Origin of the sequence: Rhizobium sp. RU20A, from assembly GCF_900155885.1 — a bacterium.
Classification (GTDB): domain Bacteria; phylum Pseudomonadota; class Alphaproteobacteria; order Rhizobiales; family Rhizobiaceae; genus RU20A.
Genome location: NZ_FTMB01000001.1, coordinates 1,752,405 through 1,779,249 on the forward strand (window position 1 = coordinate 1,752,405; position 26,845 = coordinate 1,779,249).

General features: G+C 63.7%; 20 protein-coding genes. 13 read left to right on the plus strand and 7 right to left on the minus strand.

All coding sequences use genetic code 11. The features are described 5' to 3' along the window. Nucleotides 1-249: 249 nt before the first annotated feature. Entirely contained in the window at nt 250-1,800 is a 1,551-nt protein-coding gene (locus F3H41_RS08495; protein WP_149738106.1) for a sigma-54 dependent transcriptional regulator, read from the minus strand. A 212-nt stretch (nt 1,801-2,012) separates the two neighbouring features. On the opposite strand from F3H41_RS08495, the gene F3H41_RS08500 reads away from it, so the two are divergent. The 11 genes from F3H41_RS08500 to F3H41_RS08550 all read left to right on the plus strand — a co-directional run bounded on the left by F3H41_RS08500 (nt 2,013) and on the right by F3H41_RS08550 (nt 15,425). Further along, nucleotides 2,013-3,881, plus strand: coding sequence for a M3 family oligoendopeptidase (locus tag F3H41_RS08500; protein ID WP_149738107.1), 1,869 nt, complete (start codon nt 2,013-2,015; stop codon nt 3,879-3,881). A 16-nt stretch (nt 3,882-3,897) separates the two neighbouring features. Beyond that, nucleotides 3,898-5,058, plus strand: a complete 1,161-nt coding sequence (locus F3H41_RS08505) for an aminodeoxychorismate synthase component I (RefSeq protein ID WP_149738108.1) — start codon at nt 3,898-3,900, stop codon at nt 5,056-5,058. Beyond that, nucleotides 5,043-5,663, plus strand: a complete 621-nt coding sequence (locus tag F3H41_RS08510; RefSeq protein ID WP_149738109.1) for an aminotransferase class IV family protein — start codon at nt 5,043-5,045, stop codon at nt 5,661-5,663. The genes F3H41_RS08505 and F3H41_RS08510 overlap by 16 nt, the downstream gene beginning before the upstream one ends. A gap of 4 nt (nt 5,664-5,667) precedes the next feature. After that, nucleotides 5,668-6,582: a DUF3445 domain-containing protein gene (locus F3H41_RS08515; RefSeq protein ID WP_149738110.1), complete on the plus strand. Its 915-nt coding sequence runs from the start codon at nt 5,668-5,670 to the stop codon at nt 6,580-6,582. A 153-nt stretch (nt 6,583-6,735) separates the two neighbouring features. Next, complete coding sequence (locus tag F3H41_RS08520; protein WP_149738111.1) at nt 6,736-8,187, plus strand: homospermidine synthase; 1,452 nt, start codon at nt 6,736-6,738, stop codon at nt 8,185-8,187. A gap of 187 nt (nt 8,188-8,374) precedes the next feature. Further along, nucleotides 8,375-8,746: an outer membrane lipoprotein Omp10 gene (gene omp10 / locus F3H41_RS08525; RefSeq protein ID WP_149738112.1), complete on the plus strand. Its 372-nt coding sequence runs from the start codon at nt 8,375-8,377 to the stop codon at nt 8,744-8,746. A gap of 192 nt (nt 8,747-8,938) precedes the next feature. Continuing rightward, nucleotides 8,939-10,861: a 5'-nucleotidase C-terminal domain-containing protein gene (locus tag F3H41_RS08530; protein WP_149738113.1), complete on the plus strand. Its 1,923-nt coding sequence runs from the start codon at nt 8,939-8,941 to the stop codon at nt 10,859-10,861. 181 nt (nt 10,862-11,042) lie between these two features. Then, nucleotides 11,043-12,092: a ferrochelatase gene (gene hemH / locus F3H41_RS08535; RefSeq protein WP_149738284.1), complete on the plus strand. Its 1,050-nt coding sequence runs from the start codon at nt 11,043-11,045 to the stop codon at nt 12,090-12,092. A 157-nt stretch (nt 12,093-12,249) separates the two neighbouring features. Then, nucleotides 12,250-13,308 (plus strand): SPFH domain-containing protein, encoded by a 1,059-nt coding sequence (locus F3H41_RS08540; protein WP_149738114.1) that lies wholly within the window; start codon nt 12,250-12,252, stop codon nt 13,306-13,308. Then, nucleotides 13,305-13,763 (plus strand): NfeD family protein, encoded by a 459-nt coding sequence (locus F3H41_RS08545; RefSeq protein ID WP_149738115.1) that lies wholly within the window; start codon nt 13,305-13,307, stop codon nt 13,761-13,763. Before F3H41_RS08540 ends, F3H41_RS08545 begins: the two co-directional genes overlap by 4 nt. A 153-nt stretch (nt 13,764-13,916) precedes the next feature. Continuing rightward, nucleotides 13,917-15,425, plus strand: coding sequence for an outer membrane beta-barrel protein (locus F3H41_RS08550; RefSeq protein ID WP_149738116.1), 1,509 nt, complete (start codon nt 13,917-13,919; stop codon nt 15,423-15,425). A gap of 116 nt (nt 15,426-15,541) precedes the next feature. Here F3H41_RS08550 and galU read toward each other — a convergent pair whose 3' ends face one another. Beyond that, nucleotides 15,542-16,423: a UTP--glucose-1-phosphate uridylyltransferase GalU gene (gene galU / locus F3H41_RS08555; protein WP_149738117.1), complete on the minus strand. Its 882-nt coding sequence runs from the start codon at nt 16,421-16,423 to the stop codon at nt 15,542-15,544. A gap of 272 nt (nt 16,424-16,695) precedes the next feature. On the opposite strand from galU, the gene F3H41_RS08560 reads away from it, so the two are divergent. Then, a complete protein-coding gene (locus F3H41_RS08560) occupies nt 16,696-17,919 on the plus strand; it encodes a lytic murein transglycosylase (protein WP_149738118.1) in 1,224 nt (407 codons plus the stop codon). 106 nt (nt 17,920-18,025) lie between these two features. Beyond that, on the plus strand, nt 18,026-19,222 hold the full coding sequence (locus tag F3H41_RS08565; RefSeq protein ID WP_244616105.1) for a DUF459 domain-containing protein: 1,197 nt from the start codon (nt 18,026-18,028) through the stop codon (nt 19,220-19,222). Between the two features lie 88 nt (nt 19,223-19,310). Here F3H41_RS08565 and F3H41_RS08570 read toward each other — a convergent pair whose 3' ends face one another. The 5 genes from F3H41_RS08570 to gltB all read right to left on the minus strand — a co-directional run bounded on the left by F3H41_RS08570 (nt 19,311) and on the right by gltB (nt 26,588). Next, nucleotides 19,311-20,765, minus strand: coding sequence for a glutamate synthase subunit beta (locus F3H41_RS08570; protein ID WP_149738120.1), 1,455 nt, complete (start codon nt 20,763-20,765; stop codon nt 19,311-19,313). A gap of 15 nt (nt 20,766-20,780) precedes the next feature. Next, nucleotides 20,781-21,107, minus strand: coding sequence for a heavy metal-binding domain-containing protein (locus tag F3H41_RS08575; RefSeq protein ID WP_149738121.1), 327 nt, complete (start codon nt 21,105-21,107; stop codon nt 20,781-20,783). A 24-nt stretch (nt 21,108-21,131) separates the two neighbouring features. Continuing rightward, entirely contained in the window at nt 21,132-21,542 is a 411-nt protein-coding gene (locus F3H41_RS08580; RefSeq protein WP_149738122.1) for a type II toxin-antitoxin system VapC family toxin, read from the minus strand. Next, a complete protein-coding gene (locus F3H41_RS08585) occupies nt 21,542-21,796 on the minus strand; it encodes an AbrB/MazE/SpoVT family DNA-binding domain-containing protein (RefSeq protein ID WP_149738123.1) in 255 nt (84 codons plus the stop codon). The genes F3H41_RS08580 and F3H41_RS08585 overlap by 1 nt, the downstream gene beginning before the upstream one ends. Nucleotides 21,797-21,866: 70 nt before the next feature. Next, a complete protein-coding gene (gene gltB, locus F3H41_RS08590; RefSeq protein WP_149738124.1) occupies nt 21,867-26,588 on the minus strand; it encodes a glutamate synthase large subunit in 4,722 nt (1,573 codons plus the stop codon). Nucleotides 26,589-26,845: the final 257 nt, after the last annotated feature.

Consider the following 26,845-nt stretch of genomic DNA (forward strand, 5'->3'; position numbering starts at 1 on the left):
CCGTCCGCAGGACAAACGCGCCGACCTGTCCCCTTTGACCGTGAAATAAGGTGACACAATGGCACTTTTGCAACAGTCGTCACCTATTCTTATAATATAGTGAACAGGTGCCTAACAAGGTCTAAACGACCTCAGGATTGAGGTAAGCCAAGTCAACCCTTGGAAAAATCGATTGTTTCGTGATCGGGCGCGGCCGAACCGTCCATCAGATGGGGCGCTCGACGGTCCGGAGAGGGCGCCAGCGCAGAATCAGGCGGCTTGCTCGACCGGATTGTCGGGATCGATTCCGTAATCCTTCAGTTTTCTGTAGAGCGTGGAGCGGCCGATGCCGAGCTTGCGCGCCACCTGGCTCATCTGCCCGCGATAGTATTTGAGGGCGAAGCGGATCAGTTCCTCCTCCACATCCGCGAGCTTGCGCACGTCGCCACCGTCATCGAGGGTAACGATCGCGTTGGCCGAGCGCATTTCCGCCGCCGCGGAGCGCAGGGCCGTCAGGTCCGGCTGGCCGAAATCGGGGAAGACGGTGGGACGCTGGGTGATCTCGACAGGCGCCGGCGGCGCAAGCGGGGCCTCTCCGAGATTGAGGCTGCCCATTTCCGTGACCACGAAGCCGGGGATCTGCGTGGCGATCTGCGGGAAATCGCGAACCGTCAGTTCCGGCCCCTCCGCCAGCACCACGGCGCGGAAGATGACGTTTTCGAGCTGGCGGATATTGCCCGGCCAGTCATAGGCCGTCAGCAGCGCCATCGCGCCGCGCGAAATGCCGAGCGTGGTCGTCAGGCGCTGTTCGTTGCTGAACCGCTCCACGAAGGCGCGCACGAGAACCGGAATGTCTTCCTTGCGCTTGCGCAGGGCCGGAATCGAGATCGGGAACACGTTCAGACGGTAATAAAGATCCTCGCGGAAGCGACCTTCGCGCACCTCTTCGATCAGGTCCTTGTTGGTGGCCGAGATCAGCCTGACATTCACCTTGCGCGGCTGGCTGGCGCCCACCGTCTCGATTTCGCCCTGCTGCACGGCGCGCAGCAGCTTGACCTGCACGTCGAGCGGCAGATCGCCGATCTCGTCGAGGAACAGTGTCCCGCCATCGGCTTCCACGAACTTGCCCGCATGGCGCTCGCTGGCGCCGGTGAAGGCGCCCTTCTCGTGGCCAAACAGGATGCTCTCGACCAGATTGTGCGGGATGGCACCGCAATTGACGGTAACGAAGGGGCGATTGGAGCGTTCGCTGGCGGTCTGAATGGCGCGGGCGACCATTTCCTTGCCGACGCCGGACTCCCCTTCCAGCACGACCGGAATGTTGGACTGCGCGGCGCGACGGCCAAGATCAAGCACGCGCAGCATCGCCGGGCTCGCGGACACGATGTCATCGAAGGAGAGATGCTGGCCGCGCGGGCGCCGCGCCGCGCTCTTGCGCGTCGAGCCTTCGGCCTCCAGCTTCAGGGCATTGCTTATCGCCACCGCGACACGCTCCGGCGTCAGCGGCTTGACCACGAAATCGAAGGCGCCGGCCTGCATGGCCTTGACGACGGTATCGATGCCGCCCTGCCCGGTTTGCACGATGATCGGCACCGTATAGCCATACTGGCGCGCCGTTTCGAGGAAGGTCTGGCCATCCATCTCCGGCATCATCAGGTCCAGCAACACCGCGCGAACGGGCGCACCCTTGCGCGAGAGCATGTCCAGCCCCAGGAGACCATTGTCCGCCTGCAGCGCCTCATAGCCGAGCCGCTCGACGATATTGACCAGCAGGCGACGCTGGATCGGATCGTCCTCAACAATGAGAATCCTGGTCATCAAAGCTCTCCTCACGCGAAATGGCGCGAAACGGGACGTCATGTGCCGTTCCATGACGCTATTGCTGCCAGAAAGGACTGAAGATCGGCTTTGGAGAAAGGCTCGCATTTTAACGGTTGCGCGCTTGCTCCCTCCGGCCCATATCCTGTCCACAAGCCATGGTCCTCTTTCGGGACCGGGCCTGCCTTGCCGCCGCCAACCCTGCGAGATGCCTCATGCCTGTCCAGCACCGTCCAGCCGCCCATTTCGACCGCCTCGCCATTCCCGCCGATGCCGGCGCAGCCAGAGCGAGCGAGAGCCTTGGCGAGCTTCCGGTCTGGAAGCTGACCGACCTCTATCCCTCGTCAACGTCACCGGAATTCACCAGTGACCTGAAAGCGGTGCGAAACGAGACGCTTGCCTTCGAGGCCCGATGGAAGGGCCATCTCGAAGCCGCGGCGGCCAAGACGGGCGACGAGGGGCTCGGCGCCGCCATCCGCGCCTTCGAGGCCATCGAAGAGCGCATGGGCCGCCTCGCCTCCTATGCTGGCCTCACCTATTTCTCCGACACGAGCGACCCGAAAAACGGCAAGCTCTACGGCGACGTGCAGGCGACGCTGACGGACCTCGGTTCGCACCTCGTCTTCTTCTCACTGGAGTTGAACCGCATCGATGACGCTGTGATCAACGCCGCTTTCGGTACCGATGCGCTGCTCGCCCACTACAAGCCTTGGGTGCTGGACCTGCGCCAGGACAAGCCCTTCCAGTTGGACGACAGGATTGAGCAGCTCTTCCTCGAAAAATCGATGACGGGCGCGGGTGCCTTCAACCGACTGTTCGACGAGACCATGGCGGCCCTGCGCTACACGATCGACGGCGAGGAGTTGCCCCTTGAAGTGGCGCTGAACCAGCTGCAGGATCCGGACCCGGAGGCTCGCCGCAAGGCCGCCGAGGCGCTTGCCAAAACCTTCCGCGACAATATCCGCACCTTCACGCTGATCACCAACACGCTCGCCAAGGACAAGGAAATTTCCGACCGCTGGCGTGGTTTCGAGGACATTGCCGACAGCCGGCACCTTGCCAACCGGGTCGAGCGCGAAGTGGTCGATGCGCTGGCAGCGGCCGTACGCGAGGCCTATCCGCGCCTTTCGCACCGCTACTATGCGATGAAGGCCCGCTGGCTCGGCATGGAGAGAATGGACTACTGGGACCGCAACGCGCCGCTCCCGGAAACGCCGAACGCGCTGATCGCCTGGCCGGAGGCGAAGAAGACCGTGCTCGACGCCTATAGCGGCTTCGCCCCCGAGATGGCCGCCATTGCGGGCCGGTTCTTCGAGGAAGGCTGGATCGATGCGCCGGTACGCCCCGGCAAGGCGCCCGGCGCCTTCGCCCACCCGACCGTGCCCTCCGCCCACCCCTATGTTCTGCTCAACTATATGGGCAAGCCGCGCGACGTGATGACGCTTGCCCACGAACTCGGCCATGGCGTGCATCAGGTTCTGGCCGGCGCGCAGGGCGCGCTGATGGCCTCCACGCCATTGACGCTCGCCGAAACGGCCTCCGTCTTCGGCGAGATGCTGACCTTCCGCGCCCTTCTCGACCGCACCACGGACAAGCGCGAGCGCAAGGCCATGCTTGCCCAGAAGGTGGAGGACATGATCAACACGGTCGTGCGCCAGATCGCCTTCTATGAATTCGAGCGCAAGGTACACACGGCCCGCCGGGAGGGCGAACTGACGGCCGACGATATCGGTCAGCTCTGGCTCTCCGTGCAGGAGGAAAGCCTCGGACCGGCCATTCGCATTTCCGAGGGGTACGAGACCTACTGGGCCTACATCCCCCACTTCATCCACTCGCCCTTCTACGTCTATGCCTATGCCTTCGGCGACTGCCTCGTGAACTCGCTCTACGCCGTCTACCAGAAGGCCGAGAGCGGCTTCCAGGACAAGTATTTCGACCTCTTGAAGGCCGGCGGCACCAAGCACCATTCCGAGCTTCTGGCTCCCTTTGGCCTTGACGCCACCGATCCGTCGTTCTGGGCCAAGGGATTGTCGATGATCGAAGGGCTCATCGACGAGCTGGAAGCGCTAGATAAGGCAGCCTGAACAGAGTTACATTTCGATGGGTGACCATGCCCCTTACGCGCTTTTCCGCGACGACCGCGCGGGAAAGAGCCTTGTCTTTGCCGATCCCGACGATCTCGTCATCGCCCGGACGGCGGCTGCGGTGCGCCCGGCGCTCGCCCGCATCGAAGCGGCGCGGCAGGCCGGCAAGTGGGTGGCGGGTTACATGTCCTACGAGGCCGGCTTCGTCTTCGAGGAGAAGCTCTCCCCGCTGATCGAGGACGAACGGCAAACACCCCTGATCGCCATGGGCATCTTCGATGCGCCGGCCAAAGACGATCATCCGCATGCAGCCGCCCCCTCGAACATCCCCAACGCACCCTTCCTGACACAGGCCCGCGCGGCCTGGGACCTCGACACCTACCGCGACCGCTTCGAGCGGCTGCACCAGCATCTGCGCAAGGGCGATTGCTATCAGGCCAACCTCACCATGCCCATCGAAGCCGAATGGAGCGGTGACCCGCGCGCTGCCTTCTGGTCGCTGGTCGGGCGCCAGCCGGTGCATTACGGCGCGCTGATCGATCTCGGCGGCCCGGTCATCCTGTCGCGTTCGCCGGAACTGTTCTTCTCCGTCGATGCCGACGGCTGGCTGGAAACGCGGCCGATGAAGGGCACCGCCCCACGCGGCGCTTCCCCGCAGGAGGATGAGGCGATCATCGCCGCCATGCTGGGCGATGAAAAGACGCAGGCCGAGAACCGCATGATCGTTGATCTCCTGCGCAACGATGTCTCCGTCATTTCGCAGGTCGGCACGCTCTCCGTCCCGAAGCTCTTCGCCATCGAGACCTATCCGACCGTGCACCAGATGGTGAGCTACGTGCGCGCCAAGCTGAGACGCGAGATCGGTCTTCCGGAAATTCTGGCCGCGCTGTTCCCCTGCGGTTCCGTCACCGGCGCGCCGAAAATGTGGGCCATGCGCATCCTGCACGGCCTCGAGGCCGGCCCGCGCGACGTCTATTGCGGCGCCATCGGCTGGTGCGATCCGGCCGGGCCGATGCGTTTTTCCGTTGCCATCCGCACCATCTCCCTGTTCAATCACGGCCGCGCGGTCTTCAATGTCGGCGGCGGCATCGTCTTCGATTCGAAGGCGGAGGACGAGTATGAGGAATGCCTGCTGAAGGCGCGGTTTGCCGTGGGTGATCAATGGATTTCTCGCTGATCGAGACGATGCGCTGGCAGCCGGGCGACGGGTTCGTGCGTCTCGACCAGCATCTGCGACGCCTGACGCGTTCGGCCGATGCGCTGGGCTTCCGCCAGCCAAAGGATCCGAAGAAGCAGCTTGCCGAGGCCGTCTCCGGCGAGACGCCGCTGCGCGTGCGGCTGGTCTCCAGCTTCCGCGGCAAGGTGGAGATCTCGACCACGCCCTTCGAGCCGCTGGCCGAGGAGACGGTCTGGCGCCTGAAAGTCGCCAAGACCCGCATGCCCTCCGAAGACGCGCTCTACCGCCACAAGACCTCGCGCCGTGATCTTTACGAGGCCGCCCGCGCCGAATTCACCAAGGAGGAGGCCGACGAGGTCATCCTGCTCAACGAGCGCGACGAGGTCTGCGAAGGCACGATCACCAACATCTTCGCCGAGGATACCGACGGCATGCTGGTAACCCCGCCCCTGACCAGCGGCCTGCTGCCCGGCGTGTTGCGTGCCGACCTCATCCGCGAGCGCAAGGCCCGCAGCGGCGTGCTCTCGCTCGCCAAGCTGAAGAGCCGGCCGCTCTACGTCGGCAATTCCCTGCGCGGCCTCATCCGCGCCGAACTGGTGGATTGACGCGGTGGAGGACGCCGCGCAAGGCGCGCGCCATCGCCCCACCCACACGCCCTATGACGGACGCTCGCAGGCCTTCACCATAGGGCTGCGGCAGATCGAGCCAGAGGCATGGCTCACGCCGGACGCGGAACTCTCCGCCTACCTTGCCGAAAAGCGCCGCCTGCTCGCCACTTGTCGCGAGACGGTGCTGCTGGTCGAGGAGGCCAGCTTGCCGGCCCAGCGCGAGCTTCTGGATTGGCTGGCAAGCCATCTCGAAGCCCACCATGGCGGCACACATCGCCGCGAGGGCGACCGTATCCACGTGGCCGGAGAGACGGTCGATCTCGGCACCGATCCGCCGATCCTCGCGGCCGGCCTGCTGGTCCAGGAAGACTTCGCCATCATGAGCCCCTCGCCGGAGGGCTGGCGGCTGACGGCGGCCTTCATCGCCTTCCCCTCGTCCTGGTCGCTGCCGGAAAAATTCGGCCGCACCATGGACGAGATCCACGAACCCGTGCCCGGCTTCGGTGCCGGCACGCGCAATGCCGACCTCGTCAACCGCATGTTCGACCGCCTGCCCGCCGACCGCATCGTCGAGCGCTTCAACTGGAGCATCAACGAGACGGGCGCGCTCCACACGCCAAAGACCAAGGCCGAGAGCGAGGCGGCCCTGCCGAGACCCTTCGAGCGCGACCGCACCTTCATCCGCATCGAGCGCCAGACACTGCGCCGCCTGCCGCGATCGGGCGCCCTGGTCTTTTCCATCCGCATCCACGCCGACCCGTTCGACATTCTGGAGCGCGCGCCGGACGCACCGGCGCTGGCCTTGAGCTTCATGCGCGAACTGGAAGGTCTGAGCCTGCCGGAAGCCGCCTACAAGGGGCTGGCCAGCCGTCGCGCGGGTCTGGTCGACGCACTGAAAAGAATAGCCGGCGAATAAAACGGACGCTTCCGGACGCCGCTTTTCAGGGGGCCTTGACCCCCGGCCTCTTTCTTGTGACATAAAACTGTGCTCTAGGGCCTGCAATTTCGCGGGCAACCGGATAGGGCTATGCCACCGGCTGGCGGAAAAAATTTCAGGAGAGAAGGCAAAATGTCAGACAGCAATTACCCGGTTTACGGCCAAATCACCGGCCCGATCGTCATGATCGGTTTCGGTTCGATCGGTCGCGGCACTCTGCCGCTGATCGACCGCCATTTCTCGTATGACCGGAACCGGCTGATCGTCATCGAGCCGCGTGAAGACGCTGCCAATGCCGAAATCTTCGCAAAGTATGGCGTGCGCCACATCAAGTCGCATGTCACGAAGGAAAACTACAAGGAACTGCTGAAGCCGCTCCTGAAGGAAGGCGGCGGCCAGGCCTTCTGCGTCAACCTGTCGGTCGATACCGGCTCGGTCGACCTGATGAAGCTGTGCCGCAAGCATGACGCCCTCTACATCGACACGGTCGTCGAACCCTGGCTCGGCTTCTATTTCGACAAGAACATGAAGAACTCCGAGCGCACCAACTACGCGCTGCGCGAAACCCTGCGCAAGGAGAAGGAAAAGAACCCGGGCGGCGCAACGGCCGTTTCGACCTGCGGCGCAAACCCCGGCATGGTCTCCTGGTTCGTCAAGCAGGCGCTCGTCAACCTTGCCAAAGACACCGGCCTCGAGATCGAGACCCCCGCGCAGGAAGACCGCGAAGCCTGGGCCAAGCTGATGAAGAAGCTTGGCGTCAAGGGTGTCCACATTGCCGAGCGCGACACCCAGCGCACCAAGAACCCGAAGCCGTTCAACGTCTTCTGGAACACCTGGTCCGTCGAAGGCTTCATCTCCGAAGGTCTGCAGCCGGCCGAACTCGGCTGGGGCACCCATGAAAAGTGGATGCCGAAGAACGCCAAGAAGCACAAGAAGGGCTGCCAAGCCGCCATCTACCTCGAACAGCCGGGCGCCAACACGCGCGTTCGCACCTGGTGCCCGACCCCTGGTCCGCAGTACGGCTTCCTCGTCACGCACAATGAATCGATCTCGATCGCCGACTACTTCACGGTCCGCGACAAGGACGGCGACGTGACCTTCCGTCCGACCTGCCACTACGCCTACCATCCCGCCAACGACGCCGTGCTTTCGCTGCACGAAATGTTCGGCAATGGCGGCACGCCGCAGCCGGTGCTGCACGTTCTGGATGAGCATGAACTGGTCGACGGCATCGACGAACTCGGCGTGCTGCTCTACGGCCACGACAAGAACGCCTACTGGTACGGCTCGCGCCTGTCGCTCGAAGAAACCCGCCGCATCGCGCCCTACCAGAACGCGACCGGTCTGCAGGTAACCTCGGCCGTTCTCGCCGGCATGGTCTGGGCCTTCGAAAACCCGACGGCCGGCATCGTCGAGGCAGACGAGATGGACTTCCAGCGCTGCCTGGAAGTGCAGTCGCCCTACCTCGGCCCGATCGAAGGCCACTACACTGACTGGACGCCGCTCGACGGCCGCCCGGGCCTTTTCCCGGAAGACCTGGACGAAAGCGATCCCTGGCAGTTCCGCAACATCCTCGTTCGCTGATCCGCGAACATCGAAAAGAGGGGCCCGGTCGCAAGCCGGGCCTTTTTCATGCCGTGTCATGGAAGCCGCAGGGGCGCGAAAACGACGTGGCACCGGCTGCCATCGCGACGGCCAAGCGCTTGCCTTGCCTCAGGAATCCGGGCATGCTGACGTCCAAGTCAATGCTCATCCCCGCGGGAGACACACCATGCACATCCGCACGCCCCTCATTCTTGCAGCGATCGCCGCAACCCTGTCGGCCTGCCAGTCCGAGCCGCGGGAAAGCTACCGTCCCATGCCGGTGGCACAGCAGCGCATCGGCGTCGACGGCGCCTGGAGCGATCCGAACGGCATCGTCTCGACCTTCACCGCAGGCACCTTCTCGACCCGCACGACGGACACCAACCAGCTTCTGGCGACCGGCACCTACATCAACGTGACCGACAAACTCGTCGAGATCAGCATGACCTCGCTGGTGCGCAACACGCAGCAGAAGGTCAATTGCGCGCTGGTGACCCCAAGCCAGCTCAACTGCACGACGGACAAGGGCGCGCAGTTCTCGCTTCAGCGCCGCGCCTGAGGGTGCACGCAGACGGAAAGGCATCGGAAACGACTGACCGCAGCGCAACGCGGCCTGTTCTCGTTAAAAGCTGCATGCAGGCGGCGTCTTTTCCCTTGAAGTTGTCGTAGCGGAATGGAAACATCCAGCGTGTCTGACGGCTTACGCGATGTCTTTTGCAGGACATCGCGACACTTTCACTGGAGAAGATGGATGAACCGACCTTTTCGCGCAGGCCTCTTTAGCGCTCTCCTGCTGGCTCTTTCCAGTGGAACCGCACTTGCCAATTATGAACTCAACATCCTGCACATCAACGATGTTCATTCGCGCATCGAGGCCATCAACCGCTTCGATTCCACCTGCACGCCGGAGGAAGCGAGCAAGAACGAGTGCTTTGGCGGCCTGGCACGCGTGAAGAGTGCCATCGATGCGGCCCGCAAGGCGATCCTTGATGCCAACGGCAACGTGCTGGTTCTGAATGCCGGCGACGAATTCCAGGGCTCGCTTTTCTACACGACCTACAAGAGCGGCCCGATCGCCGAATTTGCCAACGCAATCGGCTACGATGCCATGGCTGTCGGCAACCACGAGTTTGATGACGGCCAGCCCGAGCTCGTCAAGTTCCTCAATGCGCTGAAGATACCGCTTTTGTCCGGCAATACGATTGCTGCAGCCGACACGCCGATCGCCGGCCGCATCCCCGGATACATCGTCAAGGAAATCGGCGGCCAGAAGATCGGCATCGTTTCCGTCCTCGCCACCGATACGGGCGAAACATCTTCGCCGGGCAAAGGCGTGACCTTCGAGGACGAGATCAAGTACCTTAAGGAAACCGTTCCGAAAATCGAGGCGGAAGGCGTCAACAAGATCGTACTCCTTTCCCATGTCGGCTACCCGCGCGACAAGGAAATCGCCCCTGCGGTTGACGGCATCGACGTCATCGTCGGCGGCCACAGCCACACGCTGCTCTCCTCCACGGACGAGAAAGCCGCCGGCCCCTATCCGACACTCGTCAAGAACCCCTCGGGCACCGATGTTCCGATCGTCCAGGCCTATGCCTATTCCAAATACCTTGGCGAGTTGAAGGTCACCTTCGACGATGCCGGCAAGGTCATCTCCGCCGAAGGCGCACCGAAGCTGCTCGACAGTTCCGTTCCGGAAGATGCAAGTTTCAAGGCCCGCATCGCCGAACTCGGCGCGCCGATCGAAGAGCTGAAACAGAAGGAAATCTCCGAGGCGACCGACATCATCGACGGCAATCGCGATACCTGCCGCGTCAAGGAATGCTCGATGGGCAATCTGGTTGCCGATGCGCTCGTCGATCGCGTCAAGGACCAGGGCATCACCATCGCCATCCAGAATGGCGGCGGCCTGCGTGCCTCCATCGACAAGGGCGTCATCACCATGGGGGAAGTGCTGACGGTTCTGCCGTTCCAGAACTCCGTCGCCACCTTCCAGCTCAAGGGTTCGGATGTCGTCGCCGCACTCGAAAACGGCCTCAGCAAGATCGAGGAAGCGGCCGGGCGTTTCCCGCAGGTTTCCGGCCTGAAATACACCTTCGACCCGTCCAGGCCCGCCGGCAGCCGCATTGTCTCCGTCGAGGTCAAGGAAGGCCGCGCCTTCGTGGCGCTCGACCCGGAGAAGACCTACGGCGTCGTCTCCAACAACTACATGCGCGCGGGCGGCGACGGCTACAAGGTCTTCGCGACCAACGGCCTGAACGCCTACGACTTCGGTCCGAGCCTCGAAGATACGGTTGCCGCCTATCTTGAGAAGAACCGCCCCTACACGCCCTTCACCGATGGCCGCATTACCGAGGTGGCCGCGCCGGCAACGGAAACCGCGCCTGCAGCAACGGAAGGTGCTGCCAAGGCCGTAGAACCGACCCCGGCACCGGCCGCCACCGAGACGGCTGCCACGCCGGCGGAGACGGTTCCGGCTGCCACGACGACGACGGAGCCGGCCGCTGCGCCCGTCACCGGGAGCCACCGCATCGTTCCCGGCGACACGCTGTGGGATCTCGCTGCCAAGGCCTATGGCGATGCCCTCGAGTGGAAGACGATCTCCGAAGCCAACGGCAATCCGCACCCGCGCGCGTTGACCATTGGCAAGGAACTGGTCATCCCCGCCAAGTAAGCGGATCGACCAACCGCGACCGATTGGCCGCAGGGCATTGCGGCGGCCCGGACTTTCTCCGGGCCGCCGTTTATTTTATGGATGGGCCGTGAACCGTGCCGAGCGGATGCCGTATAGGCCCGCAGTGGACTGAAGATGCAGGGCCGGCAAGACGGCCGAGACAGGACTGATGATGAACCCGATGGATGCCGAGAACGCGGCGCAGATTGCTGCCATGACCGCCGTGAACCACCCGCCCGTGAAATTTGGCAAGGTCGGTGTGCTCATCGTCAATCTCGGCACGCCTGACGGCACGGACTATACCTCCATGCGTCGCTACCTGAAGGAATTCCTGATGGACCGACGCGTGATCGAGTGGTCGCCCTTCTACTGGTATCCGATCCTGTTCGGCATCGTCCTCAACCGCCGTCCGCAGAAGGTCGGCAAGGCCTACGAGGAGATCTGGAACCACGATCTCGACGAAAGCTACCTGCGCACCTACACGCGCAGCCAGTCCGACAAGCTCGCGGCCGCCTTTGCCGATCATCCCAAGGTGCGCGTCGACTGGGCCATGCGCTACGGCCAGCCCTCGATCCGCTCGAAGATGGACGAGTTGCAGAAGGACGGCTGCGAGAAGATCCTGCTTTTCCCGCTCTATCCCCAATATGCTGCCGCCACGACCGCGACCGTCAATGACGAGGCCTTCAAGGCGCTGCTCAAGATGCGCTGGCAGCCGGCGCTGCGGACCGTGCCGCGCTACCATGACGACCCCGTCTATATCGACGCGCTTGCCGTCTCCATCGAGAAGCACCTCGCCACCCTCGACTGGGAGCCGGAGGTCGTGCTGACCTCCTATCACGGCATTCCGAAGTCCTATTTCATGAAGGGTGATCCCTATCACTGCCAGTGCTACAAGACGACGCGCCTCCTGCGCGACCGTCTCGGCTGGTCGAAGGAAAAGCTGATGGTCACCTTCCAGTCCCGCTTCGGGCCGGAGGAATGGCTGCAGCCCTATACGGACAAGACAGTGGAGGAACTGGCGCAGCGCGGAATCAAGCGCATCGCCGTCCTCAATCCGGGCTTTGTGTCCGACTGCCTGGAAACGCTTGAGGAAATCGCGGGCGAAGCCGGCGAGAGCTTCCTGCACAATGGCGGCGAGAAGTTCGCCCATATCCCCTGCCTCAACGACAGCGCGGAAGGCATGAACGTCCTCGAACACATCGTGCGCCGCGAATTGCAGGGCTGGATCTGACCCAGCCTTTTCGCATGCCTTGCAAATAGAACCGCCACCTGCCACGTCTTAAAGGGAACGGGCCGTGCGACGCACGACCCTCCCGCGGTGCGGCACCCTCTGCGCCGCATGTCCCGCGCACGCGACGAGCCCTCGTGCGCCCTGGCAGGAGAGACCTATGGACATCCTCGATCTCGGCATCCTTTCCGGCACTGACATCGTCGTCATCGCCTTCGTCGTGCTCGTCATTCTCGTGCTCTTTGCCGGGATCAAGACGGTGCCGCAGGGCTATCGCTACACGGTCGAGCGCTTCGGCCGCTATACCCGCACGCTCGAACCCGGCCTCAACCTCATCGTGCCCTTCATCGACAAGATCGGCGCCCGCATGAACATCATGGAACAGGTGCTGGACGTTCCGACCCAAGAGGTCATCACCCGCGACAATGCCAGCTGCTCGGCCGATGCCGTCGCCTTCTATCAGGTGCTGAACGCCGCCCAGGCGGCCTATCAGGTTGCCGATCTCGAAAACGCCATCCTCAACCTCACCATGACCAACATCCGCTCCGTCATGGGCTCGATGGACCTCGACGAGCTCCTGTCGAACCGCGACACGATCAACGAGAAGCTGCTGAAGGTCGTGGACGAGGCCGCCAATCCCTGGGGCATCAAGATCACCCGCGTCGAGATCAAGGACATCCAGCCACCGAAGGACCTCGTCGATGCCATGGCGCGGCAGATGAAGGCGGAACGTGAAAAGCGCGCCCTGGTGCTCGAAGCCGAAGGCGCCCGCAATGCGCAGATCTTGAGGGCCGAAGGCGCCAAGCAGTCGGCGATCCTGCAGGCCGAAGGCCAGCGCGAAGCCGCCTTCCGCGATGCCGAGGCGCGCGAGCGTCTGGCCGAAGCCGAGGCCAAGGCGACGCGTGTCGTCTCCGAGGCCATTGCCTCCGGCGACGTACAGGCCATCAACTACTTCGTGGCGCAGAAATATACCGAGGCACTGGGCGCCATCGGCTCGGCGCCGAACTCCAAGGTCGTGCTGATGCCGGTCGAAGCCTCCGCGCTGATCGGCTCGCTCGGCGGCATCGGCGCCATCGCGCGCGAGGTCTTCGGCGATGGCGCGGCGCCCCCGACCCGCCCGGCCCCGCGCGCCCGCACCTCGACGCCCCAGACCGGCGCGACACCGCAGCCGACCAACGTCTTCCTCCCGCCGCAGCCGCAGAACGGGGACCCGGCATGATCGCCCGGATCATCACCGAACTCGGGCCCTGGGTCTGGTGGGTGGCAGGCTTCGTGCTGCTCGCCGCCGAAGTGGTGGTGCCCGGCGTCTTCCTGGTGTGGATCGGCCTTGCCGCCCTCATCACCGGGCTTGCCTCGCTTCTTCTCTGGGAGAGCGCCTGGTGGAGCTGGCATGTCCAGCTTGTCATCTTCGCGCTTCTGGCGATTGCTGTCACGCTGGCCGGTCGCCGCCTGCTTTCGGCGAGCGACAAGGGTTCGGACGAACCGCTGCTCAACCAGCGCACCGCAAGCCTTGTCGGCCGCACCGCCGTCCTCGAACAGCCGATCCGCGAGGGCCGTGGCCGCATCCGGCTGGACGACACGATCTGGTCGGTGGAAGGGCCGGATCTGCCCGCAGGCAGCCGGGTGCGCGTCGCCGGCGCCCATGGCGGCCAATTGCGCGTCGAGGCGCAATGAGAGGTTTGTAAAAGCATTTGGGTTCAAAGCCCTGAGCCAGTGTGAAAGCCGGCCTTTTAACGCCGCGTTAACCACGCCCGTTTACGATTGCGCAAGATTTGGTTTCGCCAGCATGGCGGGAACCGTTCAGGCTTGGCAATTGGAATCGGCGGCATGGCGTCAACGGGGCAGCATCGCGATCGCAAACGCAGGCGCGTGGCCGCTGCGCTCTCGGCCTGCGCCTTCACCTGCGCCATCACCGGCACCGCCCTGGCCCAGTCTGCGCCGCAAAGCCAGAGCCAGACGCAGGCGACCAGCGCTCTCGCCCTTGCCGCCGCCGCCAGCGTGACGTCGTCGCCCACGGCGACACCCGCGACCGGGACTGCAAGCGCAACGACGGCGAACCCTTCGGCGACGGTCGATCCGCAGGCCACCGGCTCGCTTGGCCGTGAGCCTCGCCTCGTCAGCGATCCCGATTTTGCCGCTGATGTCGGCCGCCTCAATGCGCGCGAAACCACGATTGACGGCCTTTCCAGGCGCACGCGACCGGATGACGGCACCGCCCCCGGCATCCGCCTCGGGAGTTTCATCCTCAAACCCTCGCTGACGACAAGCTACAACACCGAGACGACCCGCACCGGCGCGCGTCGCCAGACGCGCGGCTTCCTGGAAACCGGCCTCAAGGGCTCGCTGACCTCCGACTGGTCGCGCCATGAACTGGCGATCACCGGCGACGGAATCTTCCAGCGCAATCTGAGCGGCACGGGCGACGAAAAGCCCCGCCAGACGATCGACGCACGCCTGCGCCTCGACATCACCCGCGATACGGTCGCCACCCTCTCGGCCGGCTACGGTTTCGAACGGGAAAGCACGACCGATCCGAACGCAGTTGCCAACGCCCTCGAACAGGCCGGCATCAACACGTTCCGCGCCGGCGCAGGGATCACCCATGATTTCGGCCTGATCCGCGGCTCCATCAACACCAGTTTCAACCGCCGCACCTATGGCAATGTTGCCCTCGACAACGGTACGACGCTGACGCTGAAGGACCGCGACCGCAATGCGGTGACGCTGACGGGCCGTCTCGGCTACGAGCTCTCGCCCGCCCTTATTCCCTTCCTTGAGGCCTCGGTCGGCCGCACCCTTTATGATCTGCGGACCGACAGCCTCGGCTATGAACGTTCGGCCACCAGCTATGCCGGCCGCGCCGGGGTGCAGGTGGATCTCGGGGAAAAGCTGCGCGGCGAAATCGGCGCCGGCTACGAGACCGTGCGTTTCGACGACGGGCGTCTCGCCGCCATCGACGCCATCACCTTCGACGGTTTGATGAACTGGTCGCCACAGCGCGGCACCGATGTCGCCCTGCGCCTTGCGACCACGGTGGAGCCTTCCACCACCGCCGGCCAGAGCGGCTATGTCGCCTACCAGCTCTCGAGCGAGATCACCCATGCGCTGCGCGACAACCTCGTGGCCCGGCTCGCCGGCGGCGTCACCTTCCGCAATTATCCCTCCGGGTCGACTGGGACGGATGAGCGTGTCCTGACAGCGGGCGCGGGCCTGACCTGGGACTTCACCCGCTATCTCGCCCTGTCAGGCGATATCGGCTATGAGCGCACCACGCCCGCCGTCGGAAGCTCCACCGATGTCGCCCGCATCGGCGTTGGTCTGACACTGCGCCGATAGGGTCGTTCCTCAAACGGGCGGGAGGCGTCTCAGCCCGAGACGTCCAAGACGTCGCCGCTATGACAAAGGGCGCCCCGAGGAGCGCCCTTCAGTGTAACCAGATCCCGGTGAAGCAATCAGCGCGCGAGAAGCGCCTTCAACTGCTCCTCGACCGAGGGGCGGATATCCGCCCGGGCAAGCGCAAAGGCGACGTTCGCGAGGATGAAGCCATCCTTGGCGCCGCAGTCGTAGGTTTCGCCGCGGAAGTGGTAGGCCGCAAAGGCCTGCTTTTCGAGCAGCTTCAGCATGCCATCGGTCAGCTGGATCTCGTTGCCGGCGCCGCGCTCCTGGGTTTCCAGAATGTTGAAAATGTCCGGCTGGAGGATGTAGCGGCCGTTGATGAAGAAGTTGGAAGGCGCCGTACCCTTGGCCGGCTTTTCGACCATCTTTGTAATTTCGTAGCCGCCACCGACTTCCTTGCCGACACCGACGATGCCGTATTTGTGGGCCTGGTCCGGATGGCACTCCTCGACAGCCAGGACGTTGCCGCCGGTCTGCTCGTAGACTTCCATCATGCCCTTCAGGCAACCCTTTTCGCCGCGCATGATCATGTCGGGCAGAAGAACGGCAAAGGGTTCGTTCCCAACGATGTCGCGGGCGCACCAGACGGCGTGACCAAGGCCAAGCGGCGCCTGCTGGCGCGTAAAGCTCGTCATGCCGGCAGCGGGCAGAATGCCTTCCAGAAGCTCGATTTCGACCTTCTTGTTGCGTTCGCGCAGCGTCTGCTCGAGTTCAACCTGAATGTCGAAATAGTCCTCGATGACCGCCTTTCCGCGGCCCGTAACGAAGACGAGGTGCTCGATGCCGGCCTCGATGGCCTCATCGACGACATACTGGATGACGGGCTTGTCGACGACCGTCAGCATTTCCTTCGGCACGGCCTTCGTGGCGGGAAGGAAACGGGTGCCGAGCCCTGCGACAGGGAAAACGGCTTTGCGAACTTTATTCCTGGCACTCATTGACATCTCCGGTTCATGAGATTTGATCGTTTGGCCTAAGCTTCCCGGACGGCATAAGTTCCATTTGCTATTTTTTTAAGAATGGCCTCTGCCGAATGGGAGCATGGTAAAGAGTTTGTTGACTTCGTTTTCGTAATTTTGTCCGACCGGCGCCGAGGCGGCACCGGGCATTCCGAACGGCACGAGGCTCCAATCACGAGCAGTGCCGCAAACGTTAAAAACGCATGGTTGCGCGATCAACGCCATGTGCATGAGTACGGGAGCGACAAGCGATGTTCAAGCCGGCCAAGACCCTCCTTGCAAGGATCTCCGTTGCCACCTTCCTCCTCGTCGGCGCACCTTTCTCCTCGGGCGTCGCCCATGCCGATGCCGGCTTCCAGCAATGGATCCAGGATTTTTACAAGACGGCTGCCAAAAGCGGCATCACGGCCCAGACCTATCGCCAGGCCTTTGCCGGCGTGAAGACGCCGGACCCGACGGTGCTCGAAAAAGCACGCTACCAGCCAGAGTTCAAGCACAAGATCTGGGAGTATGTCGATTCACGCGTCAATCCTTACACGCGGGGCGTCGGTCAGGAAATGGCTGCCAAGCACGAGCGCACGCTGAACGCCATCGAGAAGCATTTCGGGGTCGACCGTACCATTCTGCTCGCCATCTGGTCGATGGAGTCCAACTACGGCGCGATCCTCGAAAAGGAAGACCGTCTGCACTATGTGCCGCGGGCGCTGGCGACACTCGCCTATGCCGATGACCGCCGCGCCAAGTTCGCCCGCACGCAGCTGATTGCCGCCCTGAAGATCCTGCAGTCGGGCGATATCACGCCGCGCGAGCTCACCGGCTCCTGGGCCGGCGCGATGGGCCACACCCAGTTCATCCCGACGAGCTACCTGCTCTACGCCATCGATGCGGACGGCAATGGCCATCGCGACATCTGGAACTCCGTACCGGACGCCCTTGCCACCGCCGCAAACCTTCTGAAGAAGAACGGTTGGCGCACCGGCGAGACCTGGGGCTACGAGGTCGTGGTTCCCGCCTCCGCCGCGCGCTATTCCGGCCAGTCGAAGACGCTCGCCCAATGGCAGAAGCTCGGTCTTGCCCGCCCCAACGGCAAAGGCTTCCGCAACCCGGACCAGCGGGCCGAACTGAAGATGCCGGCGGGGGGCAATGGGCCGGGCTTCCTGATGACGCGCAATTTCTTCGTCATCAAGCGCTACAATGCCTCCGATTCCTACGCGCTCGGCGTCGGCCTTCTTGCCGACCAGATCGCCGGCTACGGCGGCATGCAGCAGCGCTGGCCGCGTCCGGACGGATCGCTGGACGTCAGCGAAAAGTTCGAGCTGCAGAGCAGGCTGAAGCAGATGGGCTACTATGACGGCGAAGTGGACGGCAATTTCGGCTCCGGCTCCAAGGCCGCGATCCAGGCCTTCCAGCAGCGCAACGGCATGACGCCGGATGGCCAGCCCACCCAGCATCTCCTGAACCTTCTGCGCAAGTAACAGACGGCAGATCGCCGCGGCCCATAGGGGGCGCGCGGCGGCTCCCGCCCGAGGCATCATGACCGGGTCGATATCGAATGGACAGCGGCAGGCGAAACGCGCACGGATGCGATCGCTGCTGCGCGCGCTGCTGGCGTTCATCTGCCTTTCGCTTGGCTTCACGATCGCTGACACGGCCGGGGCGCAGGAACGCCGCCGCACGCTCTTCGACATGTTCTTCGGTCGTGAACGCATCGAGCAGGCGCCGCGCCGATTCGATGCCGGGCGAGGTGCCGACGCATTCCCCGAGCGGCCTGACGCGCGGCCACAGCGCAAGCGGCGCCCGGCAGCAGCGGCAGCCGGCAATGCCGTGCCCAAGGCGGCGCCGGCCGCTGAGAAGGCCGCCGATGCGAAGAAAGTTCTCGTGATAGGCGACTTCATCGCTGCCGGCCTCGGCGACGGGCTGAAGGAAGCCTTTGCGCAGGCGCCGGACATCGTCATCGAAACACGGGCGAACACCGCCTCCGGCCTCGTGCGCGACGACTATTACAACTGGCCTGAAAAGCTTGCCAGCGCCATCGCGCAGGTCAAGCCCGACGCCGTCGTCATCATGATCGGCGCCAACGACCGCCAGCAAATCCGCCTTGCGAATGGCACGCGCGAGAAATTCCGCACCGATGCCTGGCTTGCCGAATACGAGCGGCGTGTCTCCGCCTTCGCCGCCATCGGGCGGCAGACGGGCGCTCCGCTGATCTGGGTCGGCATGCCGCCATTCCAGACATCGTCGATGATGGCCGATATGGCGAGCTTCAATACGCTCTATCGCGAGGCAACCGAGACGGTGAAGGGCGATTTCATCGACATCTGGGATGGCTTTGTCGACGCCGACGGGAAGTTCATGGTGACAGGCCCGGATCTGAACGGCCAGCAGGTTCGCCTTCGCGGTTCCGACGGCATCAACATGACGCGCGCCGGCAAACGCAAGATGGCCTTCTATGTCGAAAAGGACATTCGTCGCATCCTCGGCGTCGGCATCGACCCCGGCCTGCCGCAGGCGACAGAGCAAGGACCCACGGACCTCAAGCCGACCCTCGCCCCGCCCTCCGAGATCACCCGCACGCCACCCATTGCGCTCACCGATCCCGCGCTGGACGGCGGCGATACACTGCTCGGCGCCGGCCCGACACCCGTCGCGGCCGACAAGAGCCCGATCGCCCGGCTGCTGGAAGGCGGCGAGACCGGCGAGGCCCCGAACGGCCGCGTCGATGATTTTCGCCTCGCCAAGCCGGCCAACGTCATCAGCAATCCCGTCATCCGGAACTGAACACCGGCGCCTTGCGGATCGCAAACAAAATGAAGGGCCGCGACGGCTGAACCGTCGCGGCCCTTCATGGTGATCCGGCAAATTGCGATCAGCGCGGCAGAACGCTGGCGCCCATCAGCGCTTCGTCGATCGCACGGGCAGCCTGGCGGCCCTCGCGGATGGCCCAGACGACCAGCGACTGGCCACGGCGCACGTCGCCGGCAGCCCAGACCTTGTCGACCGAGGTGCGGTAGTCGCGGTCGTTGGCGACCACGTTCGAGGAGCCGCGCTTGTCCGTGTAGATCGTCAGTTCGTCACCGAGGTCCTTCAGCACGCTCGAGGTGAACGGGCCGCGGAAACCGATGGCGATGAAGGCGAGGTCGGCCTTGATGATGAACTCCGTGCCCGGTATCGGCTTGCGGCGGTCATCGACCTGACAGCACTTCACGCCGGTCAGCAGACCGTCTTCGCCGACGAATTCGAGCGTGGCGACCTGAAACTCGCGCACGGCGCCTTCGGCCTGCGAGGAAGAGGTGCGCATCTTCGTCGCCCAGAAGGGCCAGACCGAAAGCTTGTCTTCCTTTTCCGGCGGCTGCGGACGGATGTCGAGCTGGGTGACCTTGACGGCGCCCTGCCGGAAAGCTGTGCCGACGCAGTCGGACGCGGTATCGCCACCACCGACCACGACGACATGCTTGCCACCGGCCAGGATCGGATCGGACGGCCAGCCGACGCTGTCGATCGTCTCGCGCCCGACGCGGCGGTTCTGCTGCACGAGATAGGGCATGGCATCGTGAACGCCGGTGAATTCGACGCCTGGAATGCCGGCATCGCGCGGCGTTTCGGAGCCGCCGCAGTAGAGCACGGCGTCGTGCTCGGCGATGAGGTCCGCCACCGGCTTGTCCACGCCGACATTGACGCCGTAGTGGAAGGTGACACCCTCGCCCTTCATCTGGTCGACGCGGCGATCGATGAAGTTCTTTTCCATCTTGAAGTCCGGAATGCCGTAGCGCAGGAGGCCGCCGGCCTTCGACTCGCGCTCGAAGACGTGAACCTCATGACCGGCGCGCGCCAGTTGCTGGGCAGCAGCCATGCCGGCGGGGCCCGAACCTATGATCGCAACCTTCTTGCCGGTCTTCACGACGGCCGGCTGCGGCACGATATAGCCCATCTCATAGGCCTTGTCGGCAATCGCCTGCTCTACCGTCTTGATGGTAACGGGCGCATCCTCGAGGTTCAGCGTGCAGGCTTCCTCGCAAGGCGCGGGGCAGACACGGCCGGTAAACTCCGGGAAGTTGTTTGTCGAGTGCAGGTTGCGGATCGCCTCTTCCCAGTTGCCGCTGTAGACGAGATCGTTCCAATCCGGGATCTGGTTGTGCACCGGGCAGCCGGTCGGGCCGTGGCAATAGGGCACGCCACAGTCCATGCAGCGCGCCGCCTGCTTCTGCACCTCGGCTTCCGACATCGGAATGGTGAATTCGCGGAAGTGACGGATACGATCCGACGCCGGCTGATACTTGGCGACCTGCCGGTCGATTTCCAGAAAACCTGTTACCTTGCCCATCTTCTTCCCACCTGTTTACCGGACCACGACAGCGGTGCCGGACGCCGAAACCATCAGCATCGACCCGCTGGAACCGGTCGAAATCGTCTCATAATCGATGTCGATGCCGACAATCGCATTGGCGCCGAGTGCGCGGGCTTCCGCCTGCAACTCGGCAATTGCCGTCTCGCGCGCATCGCGCAGAACCCGCTCGTAGGACCCCGAACGCCCGCCGACGATGTCGCGGATGCTGGCGAAGAAATCGCGGAACACATTGGTGCCGAGGATCGCCTCGCCCGTGACGATGCCCTTGTAGTCGACGATCTCGCGTCCCTCGATCGTGTTCGTCGTCGTGACGATCATGTCCATCCCTCCAGCGCGACGGCCTTACGCCATCCAGTTCTCGACCCTCAGCCCCGGCACCCGGGAAAATTCGCGTTCGTTGGCGGTCACGACAATCGCATCGGTCGCAACAGCATGCGTGGCGATCAGCATGTCCATCGTGCCGATCAGTTTTCCCTTCCGCTCCATCTCCGCGCGAAGCTCGGCGTAGACGTGGTCGAATGGCCTCTCCCAGTTTTCGACGACGATGCCGCCCAGAAACCGGTCGTAGGCCTCCTTGAGCCGCTTCGACGAGACCTTCGTGTAACCAAAGCGAAGCTCCGACACGACGATGATGCTCGTGAAGACATTCCCTGCCATGACTTCGGTCCGTACGCGCCGGGCAACCTTGCCCAGCGGATGGGCAATGACATTGGATATGATGTTCGTGTCGAGAAGATATCTCATCACGACCATCACAGATCGACGGGTTCCGGCAGCGGATCGTCTATCTCGGGAAACTCTTCCTCGAAAGGCTCCTGTGTTTCGAGCCAGTCCAGAACTTCCAGCAAGGACATCTTCTTCTCTTTGGGCGAGATGTGAATGATGCCCTTCTCGTCCTGGGACATCATCACGCTATCGCCCTCAATTTCGAAATCCGAGGGAATTCGAACCGCACGGCTGCGGCCGTTCCGGAAAATGCTGACTTCTCTTTCCTTCGTTGCACCCATCGCAGCCTCCGCCTTCGCCCTGACCTTGTCATATGCCAATGTCATATCACGAAGGCGGCGCTGCAACAAATCACTCGGCCGCGTCGGCCATCTTCATGCGCTCCATGTCTTCCAGCGCGCGGCGATATTCGACCGGCATCACCTTGCGGAACTTCGGGCGGAATTCAGTCCAGTTGTCCAGGATCTGCTTGGCGCGCGGCGAACCGGTGTAGTGCAGGTGGTTGGAGACCAGCTGGTAGAGCCGCTCCTCGTCGTGACGCGTCATGTCGCCGCTGACATCCACCATGCCCTTGTGCATGAGATCGCCGCCGTGGTGGTGCAGCTTCTCCAGCATGTCGTCTTCTTCCGGCAGCGGCTGCAACTCGACCATGGCCATGTTGCAGCGCTTGGCGAAGTCGCCGCTCTCGTCCAGCACATAGGCGACACCGCCCGACATGCCGGCCGCGAAGTTGCGCCCCGTCTCGCCGATGACCACGACGACGCCGCCCGTCATGTATTCGCAGCCGTGGTCGCCCACGCCCTCGACGACGGCGATGGCGCCGGAGTTGCGCACAGCGAAGCGTTCGCCGGCCACGCCGTTGAAGTAGCACTCACCGGCGATCGCGCCGTAGAGCACCGTGTTGCCGACGATGATCGACTGTTCCGGCACGATCTTGGAGTCAGACGGCGGGCGTACGATGATGCGGCCACCCGACAGACCCTTGCCGACATAGTCGTTGCCGTCGCCAATGAGGTCGAAGGTCACGCCCCGCGCGAGGAAGGCGGCAAAGGACTGGCCCGCCGTACCCTTCAGCGTCACATGGATCGTGTCGTCCTTCAGCCCCTTGTGGCCGTAGCGCTTGGCGACTTCGCCCGACAGCATGGCACCGGCGGAGCGATCGACGTTCTTGATCTCGACCTCGAAGGCGGTCGGGGTCTTGCTCTCGAGCGCGGGCTTCGCATGGGCGATCAGCGTGCGGTCGAGCACGTCGTCGATCGGATGCTTCTGCCGCTCGGTCCAGTAGGTTGCCTCCTTCGGCGCATCGACCTTGTGGAAGATACGGGAGAAGTCGAGGCCGTTCGCCTTCCAGTGGTTGATGAGGCGATCCTTGTCGAGAAGGTCGGTCGCGCCGATGATCTCGTCCAGCTTGGTGACGCCAAGCGAAGCCAGGATTTCGCGCACTTCCTCAGCAACGAAGAAGAAGTAGTTGATGACATGCTCGGGCGTGCCCTTGAAGCGCTTGCGCAGAACCGGATCCTGTGTCGCCACGCCCACCGGACAGGTGTTGAGGTGGCACTTGCGCATCATGATGCAGCCGGCCGCGATCAGCGGCGCGGTGGCAAAGCCGAACTCGTCCGCACCGAGCAGAGCCCCGATGATAACGTCTCGGCCGGTCTTCAGGCCGCCATCGACCTGAAGCGCGATGCGCGAACGAAGGCCGTTCAGCACCAGCGTCTGCTGGGTCTCGGCAAGGCCGATTTCCCAGGGGCTGCCGGCATGCTTCAACGACGTCAGCGGCGAGGCTCCCGTGCCGCCATCGAAGCCGGCGACGATGATGTGATCGGCGCGCGCCTTGGCGACACCGGCCGCAACCGTGCCGACGCCCACTTCCGACACCAGCTTGACCGAGATGTCGGCCTCCGGGTTGACGTTTTTCAGGTCGTAGATCAGCTGCGCCAGATCTTCGATCGAATAGATGTCGTGGTGCGGCGGCGGCGAGATGAGGCCGACGCCGGGCGTGGAGTGACGGGTCTTGGCGATCGTTGCATCGACCTTGTGGCCGGGCAGCTGGCCGCCCTCGCCGGGCTTGGCACCCTGCGCCACCTTGATCTGCAGCACGTCGGCATTGACGAGATATTCCGTCGTCACGCCGAAGCGGCCGGACGCCACCTGCTTGATGGCCGAGCGCTCGGGGTTCGGCTGGCCGTTGAGAAGCGGCAGATAGCGATCGCTCTCCTCGCCGCCCTCGCCCGTGTTCGACTTGCCGCCGATCCGGTTCATCGCCACGGCAAGCGTCGAATGTGCCTCGCGGCTGATCGAACCGAAGGACATCGCGCCGGTGGAGAAGCGCTTGACGATCTCGCTTGCCGGCTCGACGTCGTCGATCGAGACGGGCTTGCGCCCCCACTCCTCGGCCGCCTTGATACGGAACAGGCCGCGGATCGTGTTCATGCGCAGCGCCGACTCGTTGACGAGTTCGGCGAACTCCTTGTAGCGGTCGGCCGCATTGCCACGCACGGCATGCTGGAGCGAGGCGACGACGTCGGGCGTCCAGGCATGGCCTTCGCCGCGCATGCGGTAGGCATATTCGCCGCCGATGTCGAGCGTGTTGGTCAAAACCGGATCCGGACCGAAGGCTGCCTGATGGCGGGCAAAGGTTTCCCCGGCGATCTGGTCGAGGCCGATGCCCTCGATGGTCGTCGCGGTGCCGAAGAAGTACTTGTCGACGAGCTCCGACGAGAGACCGATCGCATCGAAGATCTGCGCGCCGCAATAGGACTGGTAGGTCGAGATGCCCATCTTGGACATGACCTTCAGAATGCCCTTACCGACTGCCTTGATGTAGCGGTAGACCACTTCCTCGCCATCGACTTCCTTCGGGAACTCGCCGCGCTTGTGCATGTCCGTGAGTGTGTCGAAGGCCAGGTACGGGTTGATGGCTTCCGCGCCGTAGCCGGCGAGGCAGCAGAAGTGGTGGATTTCGCGCGCTTCACCGGTTTCGACCACGAGACCGACCGAGGTGCGCAGACCCTTGCGGATGAGGTGATGGTGCACGGCCGCCGTTGCGAGCAGCGCCGGCAGCGCGACGCGGTCCGGGCCGATCTGGCGGTCGGAGAGCACGATGATGTTGTAGCCGCCCTTGACGGCCGCTTCGGCGCGCTCGCACAGGCGATCGAGGATTTCCGGCAGACCTTGAGCGCCACGCTCGACATCATAGGTGAAGTCGAGCGTCTTGGTGTCGAAACGGTCTTCGGTGTGGCCGATGGAGCGGATCTTTTCGAGATCGCCATTGGTCAGGATCGGCTGGCGCACTTCCAGACGCTTGGCATGGGCCGCGCCCTCATGGTCCAGAATGTTTGGGCGCGGACCGATGAAGGAGACGAGGCTCATTACCAGCTCTTCGCGGATCGGGTCGATCGGCGGGTTGGTGACCTGCGCGAAGTTCTGCTTGAAATAGGTATAGAGCAGCTTCGGCTTGTCAGACATCGCCGAAATCGGCGTGTCCGTCCCCATGGAGCCGATCGCTTCCTGGCCGGTCGTGGCCATCGGCGACATCAAAAGCTTCGTGTCTTCCTGCGTGTAGCCGAAGGCCTGCTGGCGATCGAGCAGCGACACGTCGCGGCGCAGCGCGCGCGGCTCGACGGGCTTCAGGTCTTCGAGGATGAGCTGGGTGTTTTCCAGCCACTTGCTGTAGGGATGGCGGGTGGCGAGCTGCGTCTTCACATCCTCGTCGGAAATGATCGCGCCCTTTTCCATGTCGATCAGCAGCATCTTGCCGGGTTGCAGGCGCCACTTCTTGACGATGCGGCTTTCCTCCACCGGCAGCGTGCCGGCTTCGGAGGCGAGAATGATGCGATCGTCGTCGGTGACGAGGTAGCGGGCCGGACGCAGGCCGTTGCGGTCAAGCGTCGCGCCGATCTGCTTGCCATCGGTAAAGCAGACCGCGGCCGGGCCGTCCCACGGCTCCATCAGGGCGGCGTGATACTCGTAGAAGGCCTTCCGCTCGGCGCCCATCAGCTGGTTGCCGGCCCAGGCTTCCGGGATCAGCATCATCACGGCATGCGCCAGCGAATAGCCGCCCTGCACGAGGAATTCGAGCGCGTTGTCGAAGCAGGCCGTGTCCGACTGACCCTCATAGGAGATCGGCCAGAGCTTGGAGATGTCGTCGCCGAAGAGCGGCGAGGAAACCGACGCCTGACGCGCCGCCATCCAGTTGACGTTGCCGCGCAGCGTGTTGATCTCGCCGTTATGGGCCACCATGCGGTAGGGATGCGCAAGCTTCCACGACGGGAACGTGTTGGTGGAGAAACGCTGATGCACGAGCGCGACGGCGCTCTCGAAGCGCGGATCGGTGAGGTCCTTGTAATAGGCGCCGACCTGATAGGCGAGGAACATGCCCTTGTAGACGATCGTCGAGGACGACAGCGACACGGGATAGAAATTGCTCTCCTTGCCCTCGTATTCCGCATAGATGCGGTTCGAGATCACCTTTCGGAGCGTGAAGAGACGGCGCTCGAATTCGGCGTTGGTCGCAGCGTTACGACCGGCACCGATGAAGATCTGCACGTGGCGCGGCTCGGTGGCGACGATGTCCGGCGCCTTCGACAGCGAGGAATTGTCGACCGGCACGTCGCGGAAACCGAGGAGGATCTGACCTTCTTCGGTCACGACATCGCGGATGACGGACTTGAAGTGTTCGACGAGGGCTTCGTCCTGCGGCATGAAGACATGGCCGACGGCATATTCGCCGGCCTTCGGCAGAACGACGCCCTGCGCCGCCATCTCTTCGCGAAAGAAGCGATCCGGAATCTGCACCAGAATGCCCGCGCCGTCGCCCATCAGCGGATCGGCACCGACCGCGCCGCGATGCGTGAGGTTTTCGAGGATGAAGAGGCCATCCTTGACGATCTGGTGCGACTTCTGGCCCTTCATATGGGCGACGAAGCCAACGCCGCAGGCATCATGCTCGTTGCGGGGATCGTAAAGGCCCTGCCGGTCCGGCAGGCCGGAGGGACGGGCGGCCGTTTTGACCACCGTCGCCTCATTGGCACGTCTTGCCTGAGACTCGAAAGATGGCGCAAATTCCGTCATCGTCTTCCCTCCTTGGTGCCCGGCTTGCCGGGGGGTTATCCTTCCACTCCACTTCCATCTGCGGCCATGAGTGTGCACCGCACGAAAGCGAATTCCAAATAAATCGTAAACCTGATCGGGTCGTGACAAAGTGTCCCGCGGCAGGCGCCTTCGAGACCGCAGGGCAAGATCGGCACCCGCAACAGGGTGTCCCGATCAGCCTGAAAGGTCGGCGCGCAGGATGCGACGGCCGACCCACTCGGTCAGAAGACCGAAAT

Coding starts and splice junctions, on each gene's coding strand:
- F3H41_RS08500 (WP_149738107.1), top strand. CDS start 2,013: ATGCCTGTCCAGCACCGTCCAGCCGCCCATTTCGACCGCCTCGCCATT.
- F3H41_RS08505 (WP_149738108.1), top strand. CDS start 3,898: ATGGGTGACCATGCCCCTTACGCGCTTTTCCGCGACGACCGCGCGGGA.
- F3H41_RS08510 (WP_149738109.1), top strand. CDS start 5,043: ATGGATTTCTCGCTGATCGAGACGATGCGCTGGCAGCCGGGCGACGGG.
- F3H41_RS08520 (WP_149738111.1), top strand. CDS start 6,736: ATGTCAGACAGCAATTACCCGGTTTACGGCCAAATCACCGGCCCGATC.
- omp10 (WP_149738112.1), top strand. CDS start 8,375: ATGCACATCCGCACGCCCCTCATTCTTGCAGCGATCGCCGCAACCCTG.
- F3H41_RS08530 (WP_149738113.1), top strand. CDS start 8,939: ATGAACCGACCTTTTCGCGCAGGCCTCTTTAGCGCTCTCCTGCTGGCT.
- hemH (WP_149738284.1), top strand. CDS start 11,043: ATGGATGCCGAGAACGCGGCGCAGATTGCTGCCATGACCGCCGTGAAC.
- F3H41_RS08540 (WP_149738114.1), top strand. CDS start 12,250: ATGGACATCCTCGATCTCGGCATCCTTTCCGGCACTGACATCGTCGTC.
- F3H41_RS08545 (WP_149738115.1), top strand. CDS start 13,305: ATGATCGCCCGGATCATCACCGAACTCGGGCCCTGGGTCTGGTGGGTG.
- F3H41_RS08550 (WP_149738116.1), top strand. CDS start 13,917: ATGGCGTCAACGGGGCAGCATCGCGATCGCAAACGCAGGCGCGTGGCC.
- galU (WP_149738117.1), bottom strand. CDS start 16,423: ATGAGTGCCAGGAATAAAGTTCGCAAAGCCGTTTTCCCTGTCGCAGGG.
- F3H41_RS08560 (WP_149738118.1), top strand. CDS start 16,696: ATGTTCAAGCCGGCCAAGACCCTCCTTGCAAGGATCTCCGTTGCCACC.
- F3H41_RS08565 (WP_244616105.1), top strand. CDS start 18,026: ATGCGATCGCTGCTGCGCGCGCTGCTGGCGTTCATCTGCCTTTCGCTT.
- F3H41_RS08570 (WP_149738120.1), bottom strand. CDS start 20,765: ATGGGCAAGGTAACAGGTTTTCTGGAAATCGACCGGCAGGTCGCCAAG.
- F3H41_RS08575 (WP_149738121.1), bottom strand. CDS start 21,107: ATGATCGTCACGACGACGAACACGATCGAGGGACGCGAGATCGTCGAC.
- F3H41_RS08580 (WP_149738122.1), bottom strand. CDS start 21,542: ATGGTCGTGATGAGATATCTTCTCGACACGAACATCATATCCAATGTC.
- F3H41_RS08585 (WP_149738123.1), bottom strand. CDS start 21,796: ATGGGTGCAACGAAGGAAAGAGAAGTCAGCATTTTCCGGAACGGCCGC.
- gltB (WP_149738124.1), bottom strand. CDS start 26,588: ATGACGGAATTTGCGCCATCTTTCGAGTCTCAGGCAAGACGTGCCAAT.